This window comes from Pseudomonas sp. LBUM1655, assembly GCF_059716085.1.
Genome location: NZ_CP166801.1, coordinates 3481153 through 3503544, shown reverse-complemented (window position 1 = coordinate 3503544; position 22392 = coordinate 3481153). Strand labels below are relative to the sequence as shown.

Here is a 22392-nt window from a genome sequence, read left to right as displayed (position 1 = left end):
GCCATGAACAGACGTTCGCCTGATCTGGCGAAGCAACAAGGCATGGCGATTATCAGCGCGTTGCTGATTGCCGCCGTGGTGGCGGTGATTGCGGCGGGCATGTTGACCCGCCAGAGCGTGTCGACCCGTGCGCTGGAGGCCGATCAGCAGCGCGTGCAGGGGCGCTGGATTGTGCAGGGCGGCGTGGAGATCAGTCGCCAATTATTGTGGGACGCTCGCCAGCGCGATCCGCTGACCCGGCTCGATCAGCCGTGGGCGCAGCGCTTGGTGGCGCAGGGTTTCGAGGGGCGGCTGGAAGACGAGCAGGGCAAGTTCAACCTACGCAATCTGGTGGCCAACGAGCGTATTGATGAGGCGCAGGTGCAGGCGTTTCAGCGCTTGTGCGAGTTGATCGGGATCAGCGCCGGTTTGAGTCAGCGCATCCGTCAGCGGGTGATCGAGTCGTACCCGCGACTGTTGAATCCGCAGATGGCCGAGAACAATAACGGCGTCGACAGCGGTCGGGCCACATTGCCCAACGCCTCGCGCAAACCCCAAAATCCGACGTTGCCGATGCTGCGCAGTCTTGATGATTTGCGCAGCGTCGACGGCGTGAATGACGCGGTGATTGGCAAACTGGCGCCTTACCTGACGGTGATTCCCGCGACCACCTGGGTCAACGGCAACACGGCCACCGCGCCGGTGCTGGCGGCGTATGTGCCGGGGCTGTCGCTGGAGCGTGCGCAGGCGTTGATCAATGAGCGTGACGCCGGGCGCTGGTTTATCAACCGTGGCGACTTCGTCAACCGCTTGCGCATGCCGAATCTGGAAGTCAGCAGCGTCAAGATCGGCATCACCAGCGACTGGTTTCGCCTGCGCGGTGAAGCGCGACGCGAGCAGCGCCGGGTCAGCCTCGAGGCGTTGTTGCATCGCAGCCAGGATCGTTTGCCGCAGGTGATCTGGTCGCGGGTGGGCGTATGACTCAGTTAAGGGTTGCGCTGCCGCCATTGGCGGAACTGGACTTGGACAGCACGGTGAATTGCGCATGGCTGGATCGTCAGGGCCAGGTCAGCCGTGAAGACTGGCTGACGTTGGCGCAGTTGATTCAGTTGCCGAAACTGCCGCCGCTGCTGTGTTTTCTGCACCCGGCGGACAGCCTGCTGGCGAGTATCGATCTGCCGCCGCTGCCCGCCAACAAGACCGCAGCGGCGGTGCAATGCGCGGCGCAGGCGCTGATGCTCGGCGACAGCAGCGAAATGCACATCGCCCACAGTCCGCGTGATGAAGCGGGGCGGGTGCAGATTGCGTGGGCGCCGCGTCAACACTTGCTGCACCTTGCGCAGCTACTCAAGCAATCCGGCCTGAACCTGCGCGGTTTGTACCCGGCGGCGTACAGTTTGCCGGTGCTGCCGGGCATGGTCGCGTGCGTGCAGGACGGCCATCTGTTGCTGCGCGAAAGTCTGCAATCGGCGCGGGTGCAACCGTTGTTTGATGAAGGCGTCGACAACACGCTGTGGGAGCCGGGCGTAACGCTGCACTGGATCGGCGCCGCGCCGCCACCCGGTGCCGAACTGCCGATGAGCGAAGCCCAGCGCTGGACCGGGCCGGTACCGGGTTGGGGCTTGCACGGTGTGCTGCAACAGCAAGTTACCGAACATCGTGGTTGGGGGCGGGCGCTTGGGTTGGCGGCGCTGGCCGTGGCGGTGTGGGTGATCGGTTTGAACCTGTATGCCGCGCGCGAGGCCAGTCAGGGGCAGCAACTCAAGACGCAAATGAGTCTACGGGTGAAGCAGGCGTTCCCAGAGTTGCCGGTGATCCTCAACCCGCTGCAGCAGGCCCGCCAGCAACTGGCGGCGCGGCAGCAAGGCGCGGTCGATGATCCGGCGCAGAACTTCAGTCGCCTGGTGTTGCAGGCGGGCACCGGCATGCCGTTCATGGCCGGTAGCGTCGAGCGTCTGGCCTATGTCGACGGGACGTTGCAACTGAGCCTGTCGAGCGATGCCCGTCGCTCCGGCAATGACAAGGATTGGCAAAGCACCCTGACTCAGGCCGGGATCAGCGTGACGGCCGATGACGATGGCTGGACCTTACGCCCGGCCGAAGCCAGCACCAGTGAAAACCAAGACAACAGCAGCGAGGCAGACGATGAATAAGGCCGCGCTTGCGATGTACCGCGCCCGCTGGCAGCGCTTCAACAGCCAGTTACAGGCGCGTTGGCAGCCGTTGGCGTTGCGCGAGAAACGCATGGTCGCGGGCATGGCCATCGCGCTGTTCGGTCTGCTGGTCTGGGTGGCACTGATCCAGCCACCGCTGAAAAAAATCAGCTATTGGCAAACCGAAACCCCGAAGCTGCGCGCCCAGACCGAAGCGCTGGAAGTGCTGTTGCGTGACGTCAGCGTGCGCCCGAACGGGCAAAGCGTCGGTCAGACACTGGAGCAAACCCTGCAGGCCAGTGGTCTGGCCGGGCACTATCAATTACAGGCGGCGGATGCCGGTTCATGGCAGTTGACCTTAGACGCCGCGCCGGCCGATGCGGTACTCGACTGGCTGCTGAGCCAGCCGTCGCAACTTTCTCTGCAAGTGGTCGAGGCCCGTCTGCAACGCGCGGAAAACGCTTCGACCGAAGTCACTGCCGGCACTTTGTCAGGCACCGTTCGCATGGATCAGGCGCTGGGCGCTAAGGAAGCTTCATGAAGGAGTCAAGGTCCAAACCGGCACGCATGGCACTGCCGATGCTGCTGATGGCGTTGAGCGCGTGCAGCAACACCAGCACACCGCCGAATCAGCCGCCGTTGCTGGTCGACAGCGAACTCGGTCGGCCATTGGCCAACACTCAGCGCAGCGGTGACGCGGTACTGGATCGGGAGCGCGCGCAGGCCCAAGCCAGGCCGGCGCCGAAGCAATTGCACAACATCACCGAGCGCAGCCGTGGCGGTGGCGCTGCTCGCGGAACCACATTGCCGAGCAATCCACTGGGCGAGCAACCGGTGACGCTGAATTTCGTCGATGCTGATATTCAAGCGGTGGTGCGCGCGTTATCGCGCTCGACCGGCCAGCAGTTTCTCGTCGATCCACGGGTCAAGGGCACCATGACGCTGGTTTCAGAGGGGCAGGTGCCGGCGCGTCAGGCTTACGACATGCTGCTGTCGGCGCTGCGCATGCAAGGCTTCGCCGTGGTCGATGTCGGTGGCGTCGCCCAGGTGGTGCCGGAGGCCGACGCGAAACTGCTTGGCGGGCCGATCTATAGCGCGGACAAACCTGCCGGCAACGGCATGCTCACGCGCACGTTTCGCCTGCAATACGAGAACGCGGTGAACCTGATTCCGGTGCTGCGGCCGATCGTCTCGCCGAACAACCCGATAAACGCTTACCCCGGCAACAACACCATTGTCGTCACCGATTACGCCGAGAACCTCAATCGGGTTGCGCAGTTGATCGCGGGCATCGACACACAGAGCGCCATCGACACTGATGTGGTGCAGATCCAGAACGGCATTGCCGCTGACATCGCACCGATGGTGGCCGATTTGCTCGACGCGCCGGGCAACGACCCGACGCAGAAAATCGCCGTGATTGGCGATCCGCGTTCGAACACCATCATCATCCGCGCCGGCAGTCCCGAACGTACCGAGCTGGCGCGCAACCTGATCTACAAACTCGACAACGCGCAAAGCAATCCGAGCAACTTGCATGTGGTGTATCTGCGTAACGCGCAAGCGGCGAAACTGGCGCAGGCGTTGCGCGGTTTGCTCACTGGCGAGAGCGACAGCGGCACCAGTGACAGTGCACGTTCGGTGCTCAGTGCGATGGGCAGCAACGGTAGCAATGGCGGTTCGAGCGCTCAGAGCGGCACGCAAACCAGCGGCACGACCTCGACCACCTCCAGCAATGGCAGCACTGGCGGCAGTTATGCGCAGGGTAGCAGCCCAACCGGCAGCAGCGGCACTCAGGCCAGCGAACAAAACGTCGCCTTCAGCGCTGGTGGCGTGACGATTCAGGCTGACGCGACCACCAACACCTTGCTGATTTCGGCGCCGGAGCCGTTGTATCGCAACTTGCGTGAAGTCATCGACTTGCTCGACCAGCGCCGTGCGCAAGTGGTGATCGAAAGTCTGATCGTCGAAGTCGGCGAGGACGATGCCAGTGAGTTCGGTGTGCAATGGCAGACCGGCAACCTGGGAGGCAACGGCGTGATTGGTGGCGCGAATCTTGGTGGTTCCGGATTCAATCTCAGCGGTAAGACCAGCATTGATGCGCTGCCGCAGGGTTTGAACCTCGGCTACGTCAACGGTACGGTCGATATTCCCGGCATCGGCAAGATTCTCGACCTCAAGGTGCTGGCCCGGGCCTTGAAGAGCAAGGGCGGCACCAACGTGCTGTCGACGCCGAATCTGCTGACGCTGGACAACGAAGCGGCGAGTATTTTCGTCGGCCAGACCATTCCGTTTGTCAGCGGCAGCTACGTTACAGGCGGCGGTGGCACCAGCAACAACCCGTTCCAGACCGTGACCCGCGAGGAGGTGGGTTTGAAGCTCAACGTGCGTCCGCAGATTTCCGAGGGCGGCACGGTCAAGCTCGACATCTATCAGGAAGTCAGCAGCATTGACGAACGTGCCTCCGCCAGTTCGACCTCGGCGGGTATCGTCACCAACAAACGTGCGATCGACACCAGCATCCTGCTCGATGACGGACAGATCATGGTGCTCGGCGGTTTGCTGCAGGATGGCTACAGCCAGAGCAATGACGCGGTGCCGTGGTTGTCGACCATTCCGGGCATCGGCGCGCTGTTTCGCAACGAACGGCGAGCGATCAGCAAGACCAACCTGATGGTGTTCCTGCGCCCGTACATCATTCGCGACAGCGAAGCGGGGCGCAGCATTACGCTCAATCGCTACGACTTCATGCGCCGCGCACAGGGTGGTTTGCAACCGGAGCGCAGCTGGGCCATGCCCGATATGCAGGCGCCGCAATTGCCTGCGGCGGCGCAAGGGGTTCCTGATTCGGTTCCGGCTTCGGGACCCCGTGCGACCATCAAAGCCGTGCCGATCAAAGTAGGCCCACGGTTATGAGCGCCGATCCCAAAGTTGCAGTGAATCCTGTGGTGAGGGGATTTATCCCCGACCGGCTGCGCAGCAGTCGTAAGTCCGGTAGACGCGGTGCATCTGGCAAAGCGGAATTGCAGGTTTTGGGGCTGCTGCGCAGCCCATCGGGGATAAATCCCCTCGCCACAGGGAATCTCAGTGCCACAGGAAATCTCAGTGCCACAGGGAATCTCATTGCCACAGGAAATCTCAGTGCCACAGGGAATCTCATTGCCACAGGAAATCTCAGTGCCACAGGGAATCTCATTGCCACAGGGAATCTCAGTGCCACAGGAAATCTCAGTGCCACAGGGAATCTCATTGCCACAGGAAATCTCAGTGCCATTGGGAATTGCATTCAATCGGGGAGGGCGACTTCATGAGTTCGTTGCCTTACGCCTGGGCCAAGGCCCAACGCATTCTGCTGCGCGACGGGGTGTTGACGGTGTGCCCGTCGACGCCGGGTTGGTCGATCAGTGAGGTGCGCCGGCAGTTCGGTGCGGCCAAGGTCGAGCGGGTGCGCGACGATGAACTCGATGGGTTGCTCACCAGTGCTTACGCCGACACTGGCAGCGCCGCCGCTGTGGTCGGTGCCGCCGAAAACGAAGTCGACCTCGATCGCCTCATGCAGGACATGCCGGAGATCACCGACCTGCTCGACACCCAGGACGGCGCGCCGGTGATTCGCATGATCAACGCCTTGCTCACCCAGGCCGCCCGCGACGAGGCCAGTGACATTCACATCGAACCGTTCGAAACCCATTCGGTGGTGCGCTATCGGGTCGACGGCACCCTGCGTGACGTGGTCTCGCCACGCAAGGCCTTGCACGGTGCGTTGGTGTCGCGGATCAAGATCATGGCGCAGCTCGATATCGCCGAAAAACGCCTGCCGCAGGATGGTCGGATTGCTTTGCGTGTGGCGGGTCGGCCGATCGATATTCGCGTCTCCACCGTGCCCACGGGCCACGGCGAACGGGTGGTCATGCGGCTGCTCGACAAACAGGCCGGGCGTTTGCATCTGGAAACGTTGGGCATGGACGCGCAGGTGTTGGCCAAGCTCGATCACCTGATCCGCCAGCCCCACGGCATCGTGCTGGTCACCGGGCCGACCGGTAGCGGCAAGACCACCAGCCTCTACGCGGCGCTGGCGCGGCTGGATGCGAGCACCAGCAACATCCTCACCGTGGAAGACCCGGTGGAATACGACTTGCCGGGCATCAGCCAGATTCAGGTCAACGCCAAGATCGACATGACCTTTGCCCTGGCGCTGCGGGCGATTCTGCGGCAAGACCCGGACATCATCATGATCGGCGAGATCCGCGATTTGGAAACCGCCCAAATCGCCGTGCAGGCCTCGTTGACTGGCCACTTGGTGCTGGCGACGCTGCACACCAACGACGCGGTGTCGGCGGTGAACCGTTTGATCGACATGGGCGTGGAGCCGTTTCTTTTGGCGTCGTCGATGCTCGGCGTGCTCGCGCAACGGTTGGTGCGACGGCTATGCAACCAGTGCAAACAGGAAGATCCGGCCAGCCCCGGCACCTGGCGCCCGGTCGGTTGCGCAGCGTGCAATCACACCGGTTACAGCGGCCGCACCGGCATTCACGAATTGTTCTGCATCGACGACGACATCCGCACGCTGATTCACCAAGGGGCAGGGGAGCAGGCCTTGCGCGCGGCTGCCGCCAAGGCCGGGATGTTCAGCCTGCGCGAGGACGGTGAGCGCTGGATTCGCAGCGGCGCCACTGCGCCTGAAGAAATTCTGCGTGTGACACGGGACGCCTGATGAATCGCTATCGTTTTGAAGCCGCCGACGCGACCGGCAAGATCGAGTTCGGGCATCTGGAGGCCGAGAGTCAGACGGCCGCTTTCAGTGCCTTGCGCGGGCGAGGTTTGACCGCGTTGTCGGTGCAAAAGGAAAGCAATGTCGCCCAGCATGGCGGCGGTGGATTGTTCAGCGCGAAACTCTCGGACAACGATCTGGCGTGGGCCACGCGGCAACTGGCGAGCCTGCTCGGCGCCAGTCTGCCACTGGAAGCGGCGTTGAGTGCCACGGTCGAGCAGGCCGAGAAAAAGCACATCGCCCACACCCTCAGCGCCGTGCGTGCCGACGTGCGCAGCGGCATGCGACTGGCCGAATCGCTGGCGGCGCGACCACGGGATTTTCCCGAGATCTACCGGGCGTTGATCGCGGCGGGGGAAGAGTCCGGCGATCTGGCGCAGGTGATGGAGCGGTTGGCCGATTACATCGAGGAGCGTAATAACCTGCGCGGCAAGATTCTCACCGCGTTTATCTATCCGGGCGTGGTCGGGCTGGTGTCGATCGGCATTGTGATTTTCCTGCTCAGTTATGTGGTGCCGCAGGTGGTCAGTGCGTTTTCCCAGGCGCGGCAGGATCTGCCGGGGCTGACGCTGGCAATGCTCACCGCCAGTGATTTCATTCGGGCGTGGGGCTGGTTGTGTGCGGCGGTCATGGCCGGGGCGTTCTGGAGTTGGCGTTTGTATTTGCGTAATCCGGCGGCGCGCCTGAGTTGGCATCATCGGGTGCTGAAGTTGCCGCTGTTCGGGCGTTTCATATTGGGCCTGAACACCGCGCGTTTCGCCTCGACCCTGGCGATTCTCGGTGGTGCTGGCGTGCCGTTGCTGCGGGCGCTGGAAGCGGCGCGACAGACCTTATCCAACGACCGCTTGAGCCTGAGCGTCAGCGATGCCACGGCCAAGGTGCGCGAAGGCGTGAACCTTGCGGCAGCGTTGCGGGTGGAGAATGTGTTTCCGCCGGTGTTGATTCACTTGATTGCCAGCGGCGAGAAAACCGGCTCGCTGCCGCCGATGCTTGAACGCGCGGCGCAAACCTTGTCCCGGGATATCGAGCGCCGGGCGATGGGCATGACGGCGCTGCTTGAGCCGCTGATGATTGTGGTGATGGGCGGGGTGGTGTTGGTGATTGTGATGGCGGTGTTGTTGCCGATCATTGAGATCAATCAGTTGGTGCAGTAGTGATATGCCTGATGCCTTGGTGGTGTCTGGGCTGAAGTTGTTAATGCAATTTACTTCACAACACAGAACCCTGTGGGAGCGAGCCTGCTCGCGATGGGGCCAGTCAGGGCAATAAATAATCCAGATTTTTTCCCAGGACTTCAGCATCACCCGACCGTTGTCTCAACCATCCTCGGGTTCTCCTTTCTGTCATCTGCAACGGCCTTTCAGCGGCTCCAGCCCGATTCAGCCAAAGCCTTGATCCAGACGCTGCGCATATCCCCCTGAACACCCGAGAAATCCCCCCGAAAATCACCGCGCACCTCCCGAGGTTTTTTCCTTTATCTGTCACCGGAAACTGCGAATTTCTCAGTGCGACTTAACCAAGGCCAGCGCTAGCGAGGGCCCGGTGAGTCCTCCCGGTTTCATGCAAGTTCCCTGAAAACCTGTGTTCAAACACCAACGTTGAAAAGGAGATTCTTCATGTTCAAGCGCACTCTGATCGCAGCTTCCCTGACCGTCGCCGCTCTGGCCTCCGCTCAAGCCATGGCCGTTACCGGTGGTGGCGCTTCACTGCCTGCCGCTCTGTACAAAGGCTCTGCCAACAGCATCCTGCCTGCCAACTTCAGCTACGCCGTGACCGGTAGCGGCGTCGGCAAAAGTGCTTTCCTGACCAACAACGCTGCACAGTTCAGCACCACCGGCACTGTGCATTTCGCCGGTAGCGACTCGATCCTCAGCGCTTCGGAACTGAGCACCTACACCACCAACTTCGGTACTTCGTACGGTCCGCTGATCCAGTTGCCATCGGTGGCCACGTCGGTTGCCATTCCTTACAAAAAAACCGGTCAGACCGCACTTAACCTGACCAGCGCTCAACTGTGCGATGCGCTCTCGGGCACCGCGACCACTTGGGGCACTTTGCTGGGCACCGCCGACACCACGCCGATCCGTGTGGTTTACCGCAGCGTTTCCAGTGGCACCACTGAAATCCTCAGCCGCCACCTGAATGCCGTCTGCCCAGGCAAATTCGCCGTCAACTCCACCTTCACCAACGCTCGTCTGCCAGCCGGTTCTGCACTGCCATCGACTTGGGTTGGCGTAGCCAACACCGCTGAAGTAGCGACTGCCGTGAACGCTGTAGACGGTTCCATCGGTTATGTCGGTCCGGACGGCGTGAATGCCACCAGCAATGCCGTGGTTGCCCGCATCAATGGCGTTCAGCCAACCAACGCCAACGTGACGCTGGCGCTGAGCACCGCAGCCCTGCCAACCACGCCTTCCAACCCTGCACAGTGGGCGCCAGTCGTGCCTAACCCGGCCAGCGGTTATCCAATCGTGGCTTACACCAACTTCATCTTCGGCCAGTGCTACAAGGACGCAGCCGTGGCTGCTGATGTCAAAGCCTTCCTGACCACTCACTACAGCAACCCGGGCAACAACGTTGCCACCGTCGCTCACAGCTTCACGCCGGTTCCAAACAACTGGAAAACCGCTGTGACCGCCAACTTCATCACCAACACCTCGGGCAACAACCTGGACATCAACAACGCCAACGCCTGCAACGGCATTGGTCGTCCTCAGTAAGCCTCGTTTCAAGCGCAATAAAACGGCAGCAGCCTTCGGGCTGCTGCTTTTTTTTGCCGATTTACACCTTGATCATGAAGTTTGTGTGACATCCGTTCGGTCGTGAGGCTCGCCAACCGCCTATGTGGTAACAGCAGGGCTGATCCGACCTGCCACCCAAAAGGACCTGTAGTGATGCTTGCTCGCACCTCCCGTCGCAGTACCCGTATCCAGCCGATCAAACGTGGCGTGGGCGATCCCGCACAGTGGCTGCTCAAGCCATTGGCGCAAGCCGTCGCCTTGTGTCTGGTGGCGGGCAGTGCCGAAGCGGCGACGGCGTTCAGTTCCGGTTGGTTTGCCGCCAAGGGGGCGGCGCAGCAGGCGGCGGCATCGCGTCCGGGTGTGGGCGGTCTGCCGGGGATGACCCCGCCGCTGGCGCAGCAGCAACGGGCCAGCCAGCAGCTGCAGCGTTCTTTGCAGACACTCAATAACACCGTGGCGGCGATCGCCGCTCAGCAGGCGGCACAAGCCGCTGGACGTGCCGCCGCGTTGGGCAGCGTGCAGGTCGTTCCCGATGGATTGGGCGAGGGCGGCCTGAAGGTCGATAACAGCCTGTCTCAGGGTTGGATGAACGCCAAAGGCCCGCAACAAACCCAGGCGGACGGCAAGACCACGGTCAAGATCGAGCAGACCGCCGACAAGGCGATTCTCAACTGGGAAACCTTCAACGTCGGGCGCAATACCACGGTGGAGTTTGCCCAGCAGTCCAACTGGGCGGTGCTCAACCGCGTCAACGATCCGAGCGCACGGCCCAGCCAGATTCAGGGGCAGATCAAAGCGGACGGCACGGTGATGCTGATCAACCGCAACGGCATCGTGTTTAGCGGCAGCAGTCAGGTCAATGTGCGCAATCTGGTGGCGGCAGCCGCGAACATGAGCGATGCACAGTTTCGCGATCGGGGTCTGTATTTCGACAGCACCGGCAGTCAGCCGACGTTTACCGACGCCGCTGGCAAAGTCCTGGTGGAGCGTGGCGCGTCGATACAAACGCATCAACCTGCGCTCTCGACCGACTCCGGTGGCTACACCTTGTTGCTTGGCCAGGAAGTGCACAACGACGGTTCTATCAGCACGGCCAAAGGTCAGACAGTGCTGGGCGCGGGCGACCGTTTCTACATCCGCAAGGGCTCGGGCACCGAAGGCAATGGTTATTCCACCACTTTGGGCAGCGAAGTCATTCCCGGTTTCAAGGCTGACAGCACTGGCAAGGTCAGCAACACCGGTCTGATTCAGGCGTCTACCGGCGATATCACCCTGACCGGCCGCGACGTTCGGCAGAACGGCGTGCTGTTGGCGAGCACCTCGGTCGCGACGCGCGGCACCGTGCATTTGCTCAATCCAGCCAGCGATGCTCAAGGCAGTGTGACGCTGGGTGAAGGCAGCGTCAGTGCGATCTTGCTCGACAGCAGCGATCTGACTGCCCTGGACAGTCAGCGCGAGGCGGCGTTGATCGGTGTGAATGCCAATAACCGGATTCGCAGCGACCAGTCGCGGATTGATATCGGCAGTGGCGGTACCGTCGAATTCAAAAGCGGCTCGATCACGCTCGCCACCGGCGGGCAGGTGGCGGTCGCCGCCGGACGACGCAGTCTGTTGCGCGAGGGGGCGGTGGTCGACGTGTCCGGCGCGCTGGGCGTGAAAGTGGCCATGGACGCCAATAACATCAAGATCAATGTGCAGGGCAACGAGCAGCGTGATGCGCCGGTCAATCGCGAGAAGGGTGCGCTCAACAGTAACGATATCTGGGTCGATGTCCGCGAACTGGTGTTCGTGCCGGCCGGCACCAACGGTTACGCTACCGACCGCTGGTACACCGCCGGTGGCTTGTTGGAGGTCGGCGGATACCTTGGCACTCAGGGCCATGGTATCGGTGAATGGATGGCTCAGGGCGGCGAGGTGCGTTTTTCCGGGAATGACGTGATCAGCGAAAAAGGTTCGCTGATCAATGTGTCCGGCGGCACGCTCGATGTGCAAGGCGGCGAGATTCGCCAGAGTTGGCTGCGCGGTACGGACGGGCGGTTATACGAAGTGTCGCGTGCGCCGGGCGATATTCTCTACAGCGGTCTTTACAAAGGTTACGAAAGTCACAGCGAGCGCTGGGGCCAGACTGAATATTTCTATAGTCCGCTGATCGCGCCGACACGTCGTCAGGAAGCCGGGTACACCGTGGGCCGTGACGCCGGACAGTTGGTGATCGCCACGAGCAACGCCGTGCTGGACGGCCAGTTGTTGGGTGAGGTGTTTCAGGGCGAACGGCAGAACCAGGCACCGCGCGCAGGCCTGGACGGTTATGCCCAGGCCCAGACCGCCCGGGCGCGGCGCGGGCAGTTGGTCATTGGCAGTTACGACGCCGCTTATGTTGCCGCCAGTGCGGGCGTGCTCTATCAGCTCAACCCGTTGCTCGATCAGGTGCAGGTGGGTGGCGAGCGTGCCAGCGCTGTGAGCGCAGGGCTGACAGACGCGGTTGCTGAAGAGCGTCAGGGCAAACTGTTTCTCGATGCCGGGCTGCTCAATGGTTTCCAGCTGGGGGCGCTGAAGATCTCGGCCAAAAACACGATTGAAGTCAATGACGGCGTGACGGTGGATCACGGGGCAGACATCACCCTGTTCAGCCCTGACGTGCAGATCAATGCCGATCTGGTTGCGCAGGGCGGCAGCCTGCATCTGGGCAACGTTTTGAACCAGCTCGCCACGGATCGGCGTGATGACACCGCTCTCCAGGTGCCAGCAGGCCAGCAGGCTCGCGTCACGGTTGCGCAAGGTGTGCAGCTACAGACTCGCGGCCTGTGGAGCAACCTGTTGAGTAGCCCGGACGACGCTGCCAGCCTGGCCTACCTCAATGGCGGGACGGTGTCGATCCGCAGCAGCGGCGACATTCAGTTGGCCGGCGGCAGTCTGGTCGATGTCACCTCGGGCGGCGCTGTCTTGGCCAACGGCAAGACACGGGGCGGCAAGGGCGGCGACGTGACCCTGGAAGCCAGCGCCAACAGTGCGCCCGGCCAGTCACGCATGGTGCTCGATGGCGATGTGCAGGGTTATGGCGTGAGTGGCGGCGGTACGCTGACCGTGCAGGCCAACAAGGTCCTGATCGGGTCCTCCGGCAAAGTTACCGATGAACAGACCTTGCGTCTGACTCCGGAGCTGTTCCGCACGGGGTTCAGCGCTTACAACATCATCGGTCTGAAGGGCCTGGAAGTGGCCGATCAAACCGCCGTCGATGTGCTGATGCCGGTCTATCGATTCGGCGAATCCGTCTCGACCCTTGCCTCCGGTACGTCGCCGCGCACGGCGCTTGAGCTGTGGACGCCTTCGCTGTTCCAGGAAAACCCGCTCAAGGGCGTATTGACGCAAAGGGCCGGCGCTTCTGTCGCCTTACAGGCAGGCGGGACGCTAGTGGGCTTGATTGATCCCGCCAACAGCCCGTTGTCGATTGGCGAGGGCGCACGTATCAGCGTCGATCCCGGCCAGCGCATCAGCGTGCGCGGGGCCGGTCAGATCACGGTTGACGGGGAACTCAACGCCTGGGGCGGCGCCATCGATATCCGTCAACAGCAATTCGGTTCGATTGATGTGGCGACGTCCTTGCAGGAGGCCGATCCGACGGCACACAACCGTTCTATCTGGATCGGTGAACATGCCGTGCTCGACGTGGCCGGCCGGGCAGCGACTGCTGTTGATGCGCTGGGCCGCGTCTACGGCCAGGTCGGCAAGGGTGGCTCGATCATCCTCGGTGGCGAGATTGATGCGAAGAAGATCACTGCGACCGCCGCCGACGCTTATGTCATCGTCCGTCAGGGTGCGCGCCTGGACGCGTCCGGTACGCAAGCCGTCCTCGACAACGGCGGACAAGGTCCCGCTCGCGTAGCCACCGATGGCGGCCGGATCACCCTGAGTTCCTACAATGGCCTGTTCATCGAGGGCAGCCTGCAGGCCAATGCCGGTGGTGCAGGGGCGGCGGGCGGGCGTCTGGAGATTGCTCTGGATACACCGGCGTACGGTGCTGCGAACTTGAGCAATGCGGTACGGGTGCCACGGGAACTGATCATCGGCCAAGGGCCGGCACAGGCACTGCCGCAGGCGCTGCAAGCGGGGCAAGCCTCGCCACTTTTGCGCTACGGACGTACGCGCTTGAGTGCTGATCAGTTGATGAGCGGCGGCTTCGATAGCGTGAGTCTGCTGAGCAATGGACTGATGACATTCGATGGCGATGTCGACCTGCACATGGGGCAGAGCCTGAGTCTGTTCGCCGGTTCCCTGTCCCTGGCCGAGTCGGCGAAAGACAGCGCCCGGATCAATCTCAGCGCACCTTATCTGCGCCTGTCAGGGCCGGGCACTTACCTGAGTTCGGACGCCAAGATTCGTCCACGGGTCCTGAGCAACCCGACCGCGCACTTGTCCAGCGCGCAATTCAATGCCAGCGCGAACCTGCTGGACCTGGGCAACTCGCTTTCATTCGGTACCGAGGGGACCCTCGTGCAATCGGGCGCACCCGCGCTTGCGGTCAGCCGACGTGGCTTCGGTCTGGTGACGCTCGACAGCCAGGGTGATATGCGATTCCTCGCGCCGACCGATGAACAGCAGCGAAGCCGTCTGTGGACTCCGGGTGACATGCAGTTGCGGGCTGCGCAAATCTACCCGGCCAGCGGCGTCTCGGCTGAAGTGCGAGTGGGCTATCAGAGTCAGGCCGGATCGGTGCCGGAGCATACGTTGCGTATCGGCAGCCACGGGCCAGCGCCGACCACACTGCCTTATTCGGTGTTCGGCAGCCTGACACTCAGTGCAGGTCAGATCGAGCAGGGTGGCGTCATTCGTGCGCCTTTGGGGTTGATCTCCTTGGGTGACGACATCCTTGTCAAAACCCGTGAGCTTCATCTGCTGCCGGGGAGCGTGACGTCTGTCAGCGCCGCCGGACTGGTCATGCCTTATGGTGGCACCACCGACGGCATCGACTATCAATACAACGGCAAGTCGGTGATTCTGAATGGCATCGCCGGTGCGGCCTCCGGGGTCATACTCGATGCGCAATACACCGATGTGCAGGCCGGAGCGCTGATCGATCTTTCGGGTGGCGGCGATTTGCGCGGGGCCGGTTTCGTTTCCGGGCGAGGCGGCTCTACCGACGCGCGTTTCAATCCGCTGGTACGCAATGCCACCGATGGCACCTTCAGTCTGCCGGGGCTGGCGAGCAACCCGGTGTATGCGATCGTTGCCGGTGATCAGAGCCGCTACGCGCCGATGCTGGCCGAGGCCGGTGCAGTCGATCCGCGTATCGGCCAGCAAATCACTCTCGGGGCGGGTATCGCAGGGCTGGCGCCAGGCACCTACACCTTGTTGCCATCGACCTTTGCCTTGTTACCCGGTGCCTTCCGGGTCGAAATCAATGGTCAGGCGATTGCCGGTCCCATGGGCAGTGCGTTGAAGTTGCGCAATGGTTCGTGGACCACGGCCGGGCAGATGTCGATTGCCAACACCGGTATTCGCGACAGCCTGCCCAACCAGGTGACTGTGACGTCGGCCGATGTCCTGCGGCGCTATTCGCAGTACAACGAAACCGGGTTCACCCAATTTGTGCTCAACGATGCTGCGCGACGCGGTCTGCCACGCGCCCGCACCCCGCTGGACGGCAACACGCTGCACCTGCGCATGGTCAGCGGTGGCGACCATGACTCGGCACTGGACTTCAACGGGCAAGTGCTGTTCAAGCCTGCCGACGGCGGGGTCATCGGCACTGCGGTCGTCCAGGGCGGTTATACCGGCGGTGAGTTCGAGATTCTCGGTGCCGGGCATACGCGAACGGCGGGGTTCGCCGGTGTATCGCTGTACGCCGACACCCTCAACGGGTTGAATGCCGGACGTCTGACCATCGGCGGCACCCCGACCGTGTATTACGGCTCGGAGGGCAGCTCGATCAAGGTGCTCAGCAATACCTCCGCCATCCGCCTGCGGGAGGGCGCGATCCTGTCAGCGCCGGAAGTTGTTTTGAGCACCAACAGCGAGAGTGGCGGCATCACCATTGATGCGGGAGCGGGCATCAATACCTTGGGACGAGGTGCCGTCCCGTACGATGCGGCGGCCGGTTTCGTCTATGTACCGGAGCGTTCCAGCCTGCTGGTGGTCTCCAACGGCTGGACGCCGGTGCTTGCGCCTGCCGGGGGCGGAGGTGGCAGCATTCGTATCGGCAACTGTCCGACGGCTGAGTGCACCGCCCCGGCGTTGCTGTACTCCAACGGCAGCATCATCGCCGCCACCGACAAAGACTTCGAACTGGGCGAGAGCGTGCGCTTCGGCACCCGCCAACTCGGACTGTCGGTTGGCGTGGTCAATGCCGGCAGTACGCAAGCACTGGCAGCGGCCAGCGGCCGTATGCCGGCGGGCCTGACGCTTAACCAGAACGTGCTGGATCGGCTGTTGCAGGGCGACACGCAATTTGGCGCACCCGCCCTGGAAACCCTGAATCTGGTGGCCCGCGATGCGTTCAACTTTTTCGGCAGCGTTACCCTCGACACACTCGACCCACAGACCGGCGAGAGCCGCTTGCAGAATCTGGTGCTGGGCACCCCGGCCATTTACGGTTCGGGCGCGGCCAGTGACGTGGCGACGATCCGCACCCGGAATCTGATCTGGAACGGGGCGACTCAGGCTCCGGGAACGGTGGTCACGGATGGCGCCGGTAACGGGCACGGCACGCTGGACATTCAAGCGCAGCGGATCGAACTGGGTTATGGCCCGAATCCGCAACCCAACGGGCTGGATCTCAACAACCGCCTGACCCTGGGTTTTGCCAACGTCAACCTCAATGCCAGCGAGCGCATCACCGCCAACCACAAGGGCAGCCTGGCGGTGTACGAGTCCCAAGGGGCTTACGACGCGGTCACGGGTTTGAGCTACAGCGGCGGCAATCTCAATCTGCGCACGCCACTGTTGACCGGGGAAGCCGCCTCGGTCAGTGAACTCAAGGCCGGCAACCACCTGACCCTCAGCGGCACCGCGACAACGGCCGTGGCGGATGCCCTCGGTGCGCAACTGAGTCTGATGGCACGCAGCGTTGTGCTCGACAGCCGCATCGTGCTGGCCAGCGGCAAACTGCTGGTCAATGCCGAGGATGATCTGATCCTTGGCGGCGGCGCGCAGGTGGACATGGCGGGTCGGGTTCTGCCGTTCAACGATGTGAAGAAATACAGTTGGGGCGGCGATGTGTCGTTGCACAGCAACAACGGCACTATTCGTCAGTCGGCCGGTTCGCGAATCGATCTGTCGGCCGTCAATAATCAGGCCGGTCAATTGAGCGTTGTGGCGCTGGCCAGCGGCGCCGGACAGGTTGATCTGCAAGGGCAGATTGTCGGCACCAGCAGCGGCTACTACGACGCCGGCGGCACGTGGGTACCGTACAAGGCCGGGGGGGTGGACATTCGTGCCCAGCGCCTGGACGGCGAGTTGAGCCAGGCCTTTGCCAGCCTCAACCAGCGCCTTAATTCGGGAGGGGTGACCGGCAGTCGCAGCTTTCAGTTCAAGCAGGGTGATCTGGTCATCGGTAACGAGCTCAAAGCAGGCGAGGTCAATGTCTCGGTGGACAGCGGTAGCCTGACCGTGGCCGGGCTGATCGATGCCAGTGGCGAGCGGGTCGGCAGCATTCGCCTGGCCGGCAAAAACGGTTTGAGCCTGACGGGCAACGCGGTGCTGGATGCCCATGGCCGCGTACTGCGTGTCGACAGCTACGGCAAGATCATCGACGCCCCGAACCGGGCCATGGTCGAACTCAATTCCGGTGATGGCGTGCTGACATTGGCGGCCGGCGCACGAATCGACCTGCGCCACGGCACCGATGCGCTGGCTGGAAACCTGGCGGGACAACGCGATGGCTTGCCGCGGGGAACGCTGGAACTGAATGCACCACGCCTGGGTGGCAATGACATTGCCATCGATGCCAGCGGTGCCGTCAATATTCAAGGTGCCCGCTCTATTGGGCTGAACGCCGTGCGTCGCTACAGCGATGCCGCCGACGGCACCGACCCGGCGGCCAGCGGTCGTCCGTATCAAGTGATCGATCAGGCCTACCTGGACCGCATTCACACGGACAGCGACGGCTTTATCAATGCGGCGCTGAACAACAGTGATCTGCTGCAACGCAAACTGGCCGGCCTTAACAATGCGGCCTATACGGATGTGTTTCACTTGCGACCGGGTGTCGAAATCGTCAGCAAAACCGCCGAGGGTGATCTGGTGGTGCAGGGCGACCTCGACTTGTCCGGCTACCGGTATGCCAGCCTCAACCCGCACACTCGCCGCACCTCGGTGTATGGCAGCGGCGAAGCGGGCAGCCTGTTGATTCGTGCCGGCGGCAACCTCGATATCTACGGCAGCATCAACGATGGTTTTGCGCCGCCGCCGGAAACCGTGGACGACGCCGGCTGGAAACTGGTGCCGGGGATACAGCCGTTCGGTGGTGACCTCATCGTGCCGGGCGCCGGGGTCAGCCTTGCCCCTGGTACGCTTTTCCCGGTCGGCGCCACCTTGAACTACGACTTGCCGATTCAGGCCGCCACGCTGGCAGCGGGCACGGTGTTACCCGCACAGGGCACGCTGGCCGCAGCCTATACGCTTCTGGCCGGAACCGTGCTGGCCGGCGATGTACACGACGCGGCGGGCAATCTGCTGTATGCCGCTGGCACGTTGCTCGACAGCGGTGTGACCCTGCCGGCCGGCAGTCGTTTGGGCGCGGGTATCCGCCTGAACAACGCCACCGCATTGCAGGCCCTGCTCTGGCCCAAAGGCGTGCCGCTGCCGGGCGCTGTCGATGCCGACAATAAAACGGTCGGTGTCATGCTGAGCACCACGCTGGAGCTGTTGCGTGGTTCGCTGATTCCCTCCATGACCGATGTGAAGCTGGCGGATGGCACTGTGTTCCTGGATCTGCGTCCCTCCAACGGCACACAACAAGGTCGCAACTGGGCCATCGCCAGCATGCTGCCGGCGGGCAGTGCGTCGTGGTCGATGCGCATGGTGGCAGGGGCTGATCTCTCGGCGGCCGACAGCCGTTCCGTGAGGCCTCAGGCCAGCGCCGGTCATTTGCAGTTGGCGGACACCCATTACGGTCTGACCATGGTCGAGGTGGCCGGCAAACTGGTCTGGGCCGTGGGTAACGAGTATGGCTTTACACCGTTCGAGCCGGTTCCCGAGGAATACCTCGTGCTCTGTGACATCGCGCCAGCCGCCTGTGCGCCGATGGCGCGCACGGTGTGGGCGCCGGGTAACTGGATGGGCATGCCGGATTACACGCCGATGAACGATGACGAATTGTTCTGGTGCACCATCGATCCGGCGCTGTGCATTGAAAACAATCCCCGCAAGAGCGCCGAAGCCCATACGCAGATGTTCAGCGTTTTGCGCACCGGCACCGGCGACCTGGATCTGATGGCTGCCGGTAACGTGAGCATGGCTTCACCTTTTGGCGTGTACACCGCCGGCACTCAATCGAGCAACGTTGATGCGCGTTACAACCAGGCGCGAGGGCGCTTGTCGGCTGATGGTTCGGTGTTGGGCAGCGCCGGTAGCGATGCCGAAAAATGGGTCGATGGCGGCACTGCCAGCCTTTACCAGGCCTGGTATCCGCAGATGGGCGGTAATCTGACGATCAATGCCGGCGGGTCGGTGTCCGGTGATGTGCTCGGTCGTCGTGCGGTCGGCACGGGCGACGGTACCCGTGAGCAGGTTCCAAGCGTCGCGGTGGGCAATTGGCTGTGGCGCCAGGGCACCGGCAACAACGATGTGCCGACGGCCTGGTGGATCAATTTCGGCAGCTACGCAGCGCAGCCATTGCCAGAACAGGGCGTGGAAAGCAAACCGTATCTGGTGGGCTTTACCGGATTCGGCACGTTGGGCGGCGGTAACCTCAGCCTGAGTGCCGCCGGGGATGCCGGCATGCTCAAGGCCATGGGGGACGACAAGTATGCGTCGTACCCTCGCAGTCAGGGTTTGATCGTGGCTGTCGGCAGCACGGGGCGCGTGGACAGCGACGGCAACCTGCAACTGACCGGCGGCGGCGACCTGGATATTCGTCTGGGTGGCACCCTCAATCCCTCTCTGCAAGCACGTGCCGGCCTGTCGGGCAGCGGCACGCCGACGCATGACTTGCAGGGCGCGATCATCAACCTGCGCGGTGCAGCACAACTGACGGGCGCCGCATTGGGCGGGATCAATCTGCAGTACGGCGCGTCCGCGCTGTTTCACGATCCACGGGAAACGCGTGCCTTCGATCCGTTCAATTCGACGGCCAGTAATGCCAGTGGCGGGGTGGTGCTGATTCCCGGCGACTCGGGCATGCGCCTCAATACCCGAGGTGATCTGGTACTGGGTGGTGCGACTGACCCAGGCCGTGTGCGTTTGCAGAACTCCACACCGTTTACCACGGCCGATGGCGTTTACCACGCCGGTGGCGGCTTGACTGGTTTTTCGCTGTGGACTGATCACACCGCCATCGATTTGTTCTCGGCGGGCGGCAACCTGACGCCGAACACCCAGTTGCTGGAAACCACTGGGCAGGGTCCTGTCGCCGGGCTTAACACTTCGCCCACCGATGATCGCTACGTGATCCCGTCGATACTGCGCGCCGTCGCTGGCCAGGGTTCGATTTATCTCGGGCCGTCAGCGGCTTACGGTGTAGGCAACGCAGCACCGGCCTTGACCTATTCGCTGCTGCTGGCGCCTTCGAACGCGGGGCAGCTCGAACTGATCGCCGGTGATTCGATCTATGCCGGGGGCTACGCCATCAACCAGTCGGGTGCCAGCCCATCGGCGCTCGCCACACCGTTTACGCCTGCGTTCAATGGCTACGGCAACAACACATTCAGTCGCCCGATCATGACCAACGCCGGCAGTGACGGTGTGCTGGCGGAGACCAATTCGCGCTATCCACTCTTTGCTTTTGGTCCCGATAGCTACTCGGGTTTGAGCAGTGTTCAGGGGCCGGCGCGCTTCTATGCCTTGACCGGTGATCTGGTGGGTATTCGCACGGGTGAAACGCTGGCGTTCGCGACCACGAAACGCACCTGGTATGAATCGGCAGGCCCGGTCTGGATGGTGGCGGGGCGCGACATCGTGGCGTCCGGTACCAACCTGGGGCAACCCACGTTTGCGCCCACCGGAGGCATGGGGCGCAACAACGAACAGATCCAGTCTACGGGCAATCTGTTCGTGCACAGTCGGCCAAGCGATGTCTCTCGGGTTTCGGCCGGGCGCGACATCCTTTACAGCAATTTCGACATCGCGGGGCCAGGGGTTCTGGACGTGAATGCCGGGCGCAACATCCTTATGGATAATCGCGCCAGCATCAACAGCATAGGGCCGGTGGTGGCGGGGGATAACCGGCCGGGTGCGAGCGTGGTGTTGCAGGCTGGCGCGGGCGCACAAGGTCCGGACTATTCGCGCTTCATCGCCCGGTATCTGAACACGCAGAATCTCGCCAATCCGGATACCTCGTTGAGCGCTCAACCGGGCAAAGTGGTCAAGACCTACGTGGACGAATTGCAGAGCTGGCTGACCCTCGGCTACGACTTCAGTGGTGACGCAGAACAGGCGCAAGCCTTCTTCGCCGCACTGCCGAGCGCCGAGCAGGCGATCTTCGCCCGCCAGGTGTACTTCGCCGAACTGCGTGCCGGTGGCCTGGAATACAACGATGTCGATGGGCCGCGTCAGGGCAGTTATCTGCGTGGTCGCAACGCCATTGCGTCGTTGTTCCCGACGGTTGATGTGGCGGGCAATCCGATCCGCTACGACGGCGATATCACCCTGTACGGCGGCGCCGGGGTCAAGACCCTGTTCGGCGGCGATATCCAGATGCTCACCCCGGGCGGTGGTCAGGTGTTCGGCATCGAAGGCGCGGCGCCGCCCTCGACGGCGGGGATCATCACCCAGGGCTCGGGCAATATTCAGCTCTATTCGCAGGGCAGCATTTTGCTGGGGCAGAGCCGGATCATGACCACCTTCGGCGGCTCGATTCTCGGTTGGTCGGCCGAGGGTGATATCAACGCCGGTCGCGGCTCAAAAACCACTGTGGTCTACACACCGCCAAAACGCGTTTACGACACCTGGGGCAACGTGTCGCTGTCGCCATCGGTGCCGAGCACCGGTGCCGGTATCGCCACGCTTAATCCGATTGCGGAAGTGAAGCCGGGCGACATCGATCTGATCGCGCCGTTGGGCACCATCGATGCGGGCGAGGCGGGCATTAGGGTGTCGGGCAACGTCAACATCGCCGCGCTGACGGTGGTCAACGCCGCCAACATCTCGGTGCAGGGCAAGGCGACCGGCGTGCCGGTGGTTTCGGCGGTCAACACTGGCGCGATCACCTCGGCCAGTTCCGCCGCATCGTCTGCCACCCAGGCCGCCGAAGATGTCGCGCGTCAGCAACAAGCGGCAGCGCGGCAGAACCAGGCGTCGGTATTCACCGTGCAGGTGTTGAGTTTCGGCAATGAGCAACTGGCCCCGTCCCGCGATGGCGCCAGCCGCACACAGGCGCCGGGTTACAACCCGAACAGTCCGGTGCAAGTGCTGGGGGCAGGGGCGCTGGATGAACAGGCGAAACAGCAGTTGACCGAGGAGGAACGCGGGCAACTGACCTTGTAAAAGACTCTCGTGTAGTACGTTTGGGCGGCCTGTTGGTCGCCCTTTTTTTGTCTGCTGAAAACTTTTGATTGGCCGCAATACCTTGTAGGAGTGAGCCTGCTCGCGATAG

8 protein-coding genes are annotated in these 22392 nt (G+C 62.7%); all 8 read left to right on the top strand.

What is annotated here, in order from left to right; genetic code table 11:
* The first annotated feature begins 3 nt into the window (after positions 1-3).
* The 8 genes from gspK to ACA074_RS15495 all read left to right on the top strand — a co-directional run bounded on the left by gspK (position 4) and on the right by ACA074_RS15495 (position 22283).
* Positions 4-960, top strand: a complete 957-nt coding sequence (gspK, locus tag ACA074_RS15530) for a type II secretion system minor pseudopilin GspK (RefSeq protein WP_497677306.1) — start codon at positions 4-6, stop codon at positions 958-960.
* Positions 957-2132 (top strand): type II secretion system protein GspL, encoded by a 1176-nt coding sequence (gene gspL / locus ACA074_RS15525; protein ID WP_497677305.1) that lies wholly within the window; start codon positions 957-959, stop codon positions 2130-2132. Before gspK ends, gspL begins: the two co-directional genes overlap by 4 nt.
* Complete coding sequence (gene gspM / locus ACA074_RS15520) at positions 2125-2673, top strand: type II secretion system protein GspM (protein WP_497677304.1); 549 nt, start codon at positions 2125-2127, stop codon at positions 2671-2673. Before gspL ends, gspM begins: the two co-directional genes overlap by 8 nt.
* Complete coding sequence (gspD, locus tag ACA074_RS15515) at positions 2670-5048, top strand: type II secretion system secretin GspD (protein WP_497677303.1); 2379 nt, start codon at positions 2670-2672, stop codon at positions 5046-5048. Before gspM ends, gspD begins: the two co-directional genes overlap by 4 nt.
* A gap of 391 nt (positions 5049-5439) precedes the next feature.
* Entirely contained in the window at positions 5440-6846 is a 1407-nt protein-coding gene (gene gspE, locus ACA074_RS15510; protein ID WP_497614272.1) for a type II secretion system ATPase GspE, read from the top strand.
* Complete coding sequence (gene gspF, locus ACA074_RS15505; RefSeq protein WP_497677302.1) at positions 6846-8057, top strand: type II secretion system inner membrane protein GspF; 1212 nt, start codon at positions 6846-6848, stop codon at positions 8055-8057. The genes gspE and gspF overlap by 1 nt, the downstream gene beginning before the upstream one ends.
* Positions 8058-8519: 462 nt before the next feature.
* On the top strand, positions 8520-9623 hold the full coding sequence (locus ACA074_RS15500) for a substrate-binding domain-containing protein (RefSeq protein ID WP_401266878.1): 1104 nt from the start codon (positions 8520-8522) through the stop codon (positions 9621-9623).
* 174 nt (positions 9624-9797) lie between these two features.
* Positions 9798-22283, top strand: a complete 12486-nt coding sequence (locus ACA074_RS15495; protein ID WP_497677301.1) for a filamentous hemagglutinin family protein — start codon at positions 9798-9800, stop codon at positions 22281-22283.
* Positions 22284-22392: the final 109 nt, after the last annotated feature.